7 protein-coding genes and 1 rRNA gene are annotated in these 6,403 nt (G+C 23.8%); 6 read left to right on the top strand and 2 right to left on the bottom strand.

The annotated features are described in order from the left end of the window. The first annotated feature begins 29 nt into the window (after window positions 1–29). Window positions 30–467, top strand: a complete 438-nt coding sequence (locus ACYUE0_RS09995; protein WP_460270418.1) for a hypothetical protein — start codon at window positions 30–32, stop codon at window positions 465–467. Here ACYUE0_RS09995 and ACYUE0_RS10000 read toward each other — a convergent pair. Together ACYUE0_RS10000 and ACYUE0_RS10005 are read right to left on the bottom strand one after the other, a co-directional pair. Next, window positions 457–1,098 (bottom strand): DUF2284 domain-containing protein, encoded by a 642-nt coding sequence (locus ACYUE0_RS10000; protein WP_460270419.1) that lies wholly within the window; start codon window positions 1,096–1,098, stop codon window positions 457–459. The genes ACYUE0_RS09995 and ACYUE0_RS10000 overlap by 11 nt on opposite strands. A 129-nt stretch (window positions 1,099–1,227) precedes the next feature. Next, window positions 1,228–1,455: a DUF378 domain-containing protein gene (locus tag ACYUE0_RS10005; protein ID WP_010298401.1), complete on the bottom strand. Its 228-nt coding sequence runs from the start codon at window positions 1,453–1,455 to the stop codon at window positions 1,228–1,230. A 397-nt stretch (window positions 1,456–1,852) separates the two neighbouring features. Here ACYUE0_RS10005 and ACYUE0_RS10010 point away from each other — a divergent pair, with 397 nt between their 5' ends. The 5 genes from ACYUE0_RS10010 to ACYUE0_RS10030 form a co-directional block, all read left to right on the top strand. Continuing rightward, window positions 1,853–2,221 (top strand): hypothetical protein, encoded by a 369-nt coding sequence (locus tag ACYUE0_RS10010; protein ID WP_061995969.1) that lies wholly within the window; start codon window positions 1,853–1,855, stop codon window positions 2,219–2,221. A 210-nt stretch (window positions 2,222–2,431) separates the two neighbouring features. Beyond that, entirely contained in the window at window positions 2,432–2,884 is a 453-nt protein-coding gene (locus tag ACYUE0_RS10015; RefSeq protein WP_460270420.1) for a hypothetical protein, read from the top strand. 220 nt (window positions 2,885–3,104) lie between these two features. Next, window positions 3,105–4,511, top strand: a complete 1,407-nt coding sequence (gene cysS / locus ACYUE0_RS10020; RefSeq protein ID WP_460270421.1) for a cysteine--tRNA ligase — start codon at window positions 3,105–3,107, stop codon at window positions 4,509–4,511. 272 nt (window positions 4,512–4,783) lie between these two features. Next, complete coding sequence (locus ACYUE0_RS10025; RefSeq protein WP_460270422.1) at window positions 4,784–5,482, top strand: DUF3298 and DUF4163 domain-containing protein; 699 nt, start codon at window positions 4,784–4,786, stop codon at window positions 5,480–5,482. Window positions 5,483–6,260: 778 nt separating this feature from the next. Further along, window positions 6,261–6,403: ribosomal RNA gene (locus ACYUE0_RS10030) — 23S ribosomal RNA — on the top strand; the annotation flags it as partial.

Here is a 6,403-nt window from a genome sequence, read left to right on the forward strand (position 1 = left end):
TATTAAGAAAAGAAAGGCAAGATAAAAATATGTTTAATAGTAAAAAATATATAAAAAAAATAAATAAATATATGAATAAACTAGACAATGAGAATTTAAATATAGAAAAAAACATAGAATTTACTAAAAAAAATATAAATTATAAAAAACAAAATTTAGAAAAAATAGAAAAAGAAATAGAAAATATGGAACTTAAATATAAGAAAATAAGAAAAATGCTAATTGAAAAAGGAATCACTTTCAATTTAGAAGGTGATTTAAATTTAGAACAATGGGATAATTTATTTTTGGAAAAAAAGGGGAAAGCATATAATATTATAGATAAAAATAAAAACACCATAAAAAATCTAGATATAGAAATAAGCAAAATAATTGAGGAATTATTAAGGGAAAATGTTGTTTATAGCATATTAATTATAAGAAAAGTTGGTAATAATCTATTAGTACAAATTAGATTTACTCAATAATGTTAGAAATGGATTTATTTAAATTTGAAATATCAATTTCTTCTTTTGAGAAAAGTGCAGATACACAAGTAACATATTGAGAAGAAGATTCCTTACTCCATTGAATTTCAATATTAAGTAATGATTTTAATATATCTGCAACATCAAAACCTAGTGCTTCTAAAGAGTATTTTAAGTTAGTTTCATTTAAACATTTTAATCCATATTCCTTTTGACACACTTTGCAGAATAAACATCTTCCAGAGAAAATAGCTAAAGATGATTGAAATTCTTTTTCTAAACTAAGCAGAAGCTTGTCCAAATGAAAACGTGCACTATAATATAAGGTTTTAAAAATTTTATCAAAATCATCATTATATTCAGTTACTTCAGGTATAAGTCTTTTTATAGAATTAAAATCATTTTCTATATTGCTTTGTGCATTTATATTAATTCTGTATGCAATTATATAAGCAAATTCATAATTGTTTATGTAATTCATAGTATCAAAGCTGAAAGTTGGACAAGACCAAACTTTATTATATTTTTCGCATTTTTTGCAATAATTATTAATTGTTTCAGGTTTGTAATAATTTAAAAGTTCCGTAATAGTTGCTTTTTTAATATTAAAGTTTTCTTTTAACATCTTCATATGAATTTTTATAGGAAAGTATTTTTGATAAATAACATTCCTTAACCCCCTTCTATTTTAAGCGTTAATAAAAATAAAAGTGAATATGATATATTAGAGTTTTGTATCATATTCACTAATATAGAAATATTAAATATCTCTATGGGAATCGTTTGTTTTAGCAAAGAATGAAATTGCATATAAACCACATAATCCAACTAAACCGTAGATTATTCTGCTAAATCCACTTATTGATCCAAAGGCACTAGAGCCAGCAAATAATGCAGCTACTAAATCAAAACGAAATAATCCTACTAGTCCCCAGTTTACTGCACCGATTATAACTAATATAAGAGCTATTGTGTCTAATACTTTCATTAATAGTCACTCCTTTTATTTATTATTTAAATGTTATTATTTCCTGAAAATATTAATTTATTCAGAAAAATGTATGTAATAATAAAATAAAAGGAATGTTAGAAACATCTATATCAAATTTTTTATAGTGTTATAGGGAAACAAGCTTAAATTCAAATTTATTCAATAACTTTAAAATTTTTTGTATTTAAAGTATTTGGAATATGTTTCACTATTTTGGACATCTAAATTTTGATGTAAATAGTTTTAAAAGTTAACTTGAAATCCTATAGATAAATTTTAACATAAATTATAAAGATTAAAAATAAAAATCTGTTATAAAACTTGTTACTTTGTTAATAAGACTATATAATTGTAGTATTGAAATCATTAAAAATATTGAAAGAGGGAGAATAAAATGGCAATAGTAACTATGATATTAGAAATAATACTTTTTTCAATTATTTCTTTAATTGCATACAGTGCTTTAAGAGTATATGTATTTTCAAAATTAAAAATTAATAAATGGGTAGTTTTAATTTTAGCACTAGCTATATTTCTAATTCCCAATTTTTTATGGCCAACAATGCCTATTGTTGTTAACAAATATATAATACCAACAATATTTGTAATATTATTCTTATGGTTTATGGATCTTTGTGGATTCTTAAAAGGATTTGATAATGTAAAAACAGATAATGATAGTGGCTATAAAAAATACAATAAAAGTAACAACAACGTTATAAAACCAAAAGCAAAACCAAATAGAGTGAAAAATAAGAAATAGTAAAAATTTAAAACCTTTTGATTTTTAAATCAAAAGGTTTTAAATTTTTTATAGTTTATACATATATATATAAATTAAAAAAGAATTAAAATATAAAAATAGTATTTTTCAACTCTTTAGATATAAAAGTGATTTTATTACATATAATTGTAATAAAATATTAATTTAAATATATAAGAAGTAATTATCAATAAAATAAGGAGTGATAACTTGAAAACTCTTTTAGTATTTCATTCATGCAACGGTTTATTAAAAGAAGTTTCACATAGGATAAAGAAGGAGTTAAATTGTGAAATTATAGAATTACAAAATATAGAGCCTGATTTAAAAAATAACAATAAGTATATTAAATTTTTTCAGGATGTATTATTAGTGAAAAAAATAAATGAAGAATTTAAGGAATATGAATGTTTAATATTACTTTTTCCTAGTTGGTTTTATAAATCTTATTTTGGTATAAAAAGAAGTAGCTTTGGTAATATTTTAAATGGGAAAAAAGTTATTTTAATTACATTAGGTGCTGATGAAAATTTATGTTTTGATAAAGAAAGTTTATTTTTAGGATGTCATATAATAGGTGAGAAGTATATAAATACAAAAGAGATAAAAACAGAAAATTTTTATATTAGTTTAGTAAATTGGATAAAAAATATATGTAAATAGTAAAATATAAAAATACAGAGAGTTAATATACTCTGTATTTTTATATTTTAGTATACTAAACTAATTTATTAAATATTATTGTAAATTTATCTCAATGTGATACAATTTAAATAAGTTTAATATTGAGAGTTAATGTAAAATAATATAAAAACATTAAGATTAAATAATAGAATTAAAGTGATTATTATTGATTAAAAACCTACAAAAAGGAGAGTTGAAAATGAGCTTTTATGTATACAATACAATAACAAGAAAAAAAGACGAATTTATTCCTGTAGTTCCAGGGAAAGTTGGTATGTATACTTGTGGACCAACAGTTTATAATTATGCCCATATAGGAAATTTAAGAACATATATATTTGAAGATGTACTTAAAAAGTCTTTAGAATATGCTGGTTATAAAGTTAAACATGTAATGAATGTAACAGATGTGGGACATCTTCAATCAGATGGTGATGAAGGCGAAGATAAAATGGCCCTTGGTGCTTCAAGAGAAAAGAAAACAGTTTGGGAAATAGCAAAATTCTATGAAGAAGCATTTTTAGATGATTGTAAAAAATTAAATGTTAAAAGGCCTAATGTGGTTTGTAGGGCAACTGAACATATAAAAGAGATGATAAATTTCATTGAGGTTTTGGAAAAAAAAGGGTATACATATCAATCTAATGGAAATGTATATTTTGAAATAGATAAATTTAAGGACTATACAAAACTTGCAAATTTAAGTATTGAAGAATTGGAAGCAGGAAGTAGAATAGAAGTAGATCCAAATAAGAAAAATCCTCTTGATTTTGTACTTTGGTTCACGAACTCTAAGTTTAAAAATCAAATAATGCAATGGGAATCTCCATGGGGTAGAGGTTTTCCAGGTTGGCATTTAGAATGCTCAACAATGTCAATGAAATATTTGGGAGACAGAATAGATATACATTGTGGAGGTATTGATCATATACCAGTACATCATACTAATGAAATCGCTCAATCAGAAGCTTATAGCGGAAAAAAATGGGTTAATTATTGGATGCACGGTGAATTTTTAGTATTAGATGGTGGCAAAATGTCTAAATCAACTGGAGACTTTTTAACGGTAAAAAGATTAGAAGAAGAAGGGTTTTCACCACTAGATTATAGATATTTTTGTTTACAATCAAGATATAGGAAACAATTAATATTTAGTTTCGAAAATTTAGATGCAGCTAGAAAATCTTTTAAAGCGCTTAAGAAAAGAATTGCTACAATATTAGAAAATGTTTGTGAAAATGATAGATTTAACAATGAAAATATAAATAGCTATAATGAAAAATTTAAAAAACAAATAAGCGATGACTTAAACATTCCAAATGCATTTACTGTGCTTTTAGATGTTTTAAAAGATGAAAATTTAACAAATTTAGAAAAGAAATTTTTAATAGAAGATTTTGATAAAGTATTATCTTTAGAATTAACATCTGTAGAAAAAGATTTATCCAATATAGATGTTGAATCAATAGAAAATCTTATAAAAGAAAGAAATGAAGCGAGAAGTTCTAAAAATTATGCTAGAGCAGATGAGATAAGAGATCAATTGCTAAAAATGAATATAGAAATATTAGATAGTAAAGAAGGAACAACTTGGAGATTAAAATAAGAAAAAGCATCTCAAAATGATAAAATCATTTTGAGATGCTTTTTTTTATGACAAAAATTTAAAAGTTTATATAAAAATAAGACATTAAAAGAACTATAAAAACCATAAACTGTCAATAATTATGATGTATTGTAATAAAAAAATATATATAGATTACAGAATAATTGAGATTTTACTGGAATAAAATGGTAAGATATACCTAAGTTAATTTAACATTAAAAGTGATCTATGTAAATTTTGATATATCATTATTGAAATATGGAGGTGAAATTATGTTTGAAAAGTATTTTAAAAACTACAAAATTGTATTGTTAATATGTATTTTGTTTACTTTTATTGTTTGCGTGAAATTGGATTTAAATGTTGAAGCTATAGAGTCATCTAATATTATAGTAATAGAAGATAAAGAAATATTTACTACAGGAAAAGTAGACTATAACATAAAAAGTCCTAAACTTTCAGGGTTGCAAGATAAAAATTTAGAACAGGATATAAACAAAATAATACATGATGATATAACTTTTATAAAAAAAGATATAGAAGCTTTAAGCGTAGATGATCATGAATATGCTGAATTAAATGATTATGATTTGAAAAATTATAGATGTAAGATGGATTATGACATAAAAACAGGAAAAGAAATAATGAGTATAGTACTTAATATATATAAGTTTACTGGTGGAAATTATGAAATAAAAGAGAAGAAAGCGTATAACATTGATTTAAAGAAAAACAAATTATTAACTTTAAAGGATTTAGTAAGTGATGAAGAGTGCAGAAGACTAAAAACACAATTAAGAAAAGAAATTCATAAAAGTAAAGATAAGTATTATATAGAAAAAATTAATTCAAATGAAAATTTTAATTTTTATTGCGACGGAAAAGATGTAGTTATATATTTTGATATGAATGATATAGGTCCATACACTTTAGGAATACCACAATTTAAAATACCTTTAAAAAGTATATAAATATATATATGATGAATATGTTAAGAAATTTTTTATAAAATATAGGATGAAAGCTTTTATAATTAGTTCATATTGTAAGATAGTATTGAAAATTCCACCTCAAATAGTATAAATACAAATGATATAGAAATTTTAAAAACGGGAATAGAAAGTTTAGAAAATTACATTAAAAAAGATAAGGGATAGATATTTTATAGTATAAGGTATCTACCCCTTATTTTTTATTATAAATAAAAAATGTTTTATGTGGTTATACTAATGTAAGCGTAATTTCAATATAATTTTAGAATAATTAAAAGTATATTGAAAAAATGTCTCAAATAAAAATAAAAAACTATTGACATATAAAAAACAAAATGATACCATAAAAAAGCAGTCTAGAAATGACATAAAAAAACATATTTTGTTCTTTGAAAATTGCACAGTGATAAAAAGACATTGTTAAACCTTTAAATAAAGATATAACAATTTCGTCAAGACAATAAAAACCTTAAAATATAAACTATTTTATGGGAACTTTTGTATAAATGACAAAGAATTCTTAGAAACGAGTAGTACTAGGAAACGACTGAGTGAGAAGCGGAGTTTACTTATGTAAATGAGCATCGGAACGAAGAAAGTTGACGACACAGTACGTAGTTTATAAGAACATTTGAAAAGTTGGCAGAAACAAGTAGTACTAGGAAACGAAGGAACGAGGAACGGAGCTTACTTATGTAAGTGAGTACCACAGTAACTGAAGTTGACGACGTAATACGAAGTTTATGACAATCTTTTAGGTCAAGCTACAAAGGGCGCAGGGTGAATGCCTTGGCACTAGGAGCCGAAGAAGGACGCGATAAGCTGCGATAAGCTTTGGGTAGGCGCAAATAGCCTGTGATCCAGAGATTTCCGAATGGGGAAACCTACTTAATTATATTA

It is taken from the genome of Clostridium sp. CTA-19, from assembly GCF_054767855.1.

Coding starts and splice junctions, on each gene's coding strand:
- ACYUE0_RS10025 (WP_460270422.1), top strand. CDS start 4,784: ATGTTTGAAAAGTATTTTAAAAACTACAAAATTGTATTGTTAATATGT.
- ACYUE0_RS10010 (WP_061995969.1), top strand. CDS start 1,853: ATGGCAATAGTAACTATGATATTAGAAATAATACTTTTTTCAATTATT.
- ACYUE0_RS10005 (WP_010298401.1), bottom strand. CDS start 1,455: ATGAAAGTATTAGACACAATAGCTCTTATATTAGTTATAATCGGTGCA.
- ACYUE0_RS10000 (WP_460270419.1), bottom strand. CDS start 1,098: ATGAAGATGTTAAAAGAAAACTTTAATATTAAAAAAGCAACTATTACG.
- cysS (WP_460270421.1), top strand. CDS start 3,105: ATGAGCTTTTATGTATACAATACAATAACAAGAAAAAAAGACGAATTT.
- ACYUE0_RS09995 (WP_460270418.1), top strand. CDS start 30: ATGTTTAATAGTAAAAAATATATAAAAAAAATAAATAAATATATGAAT.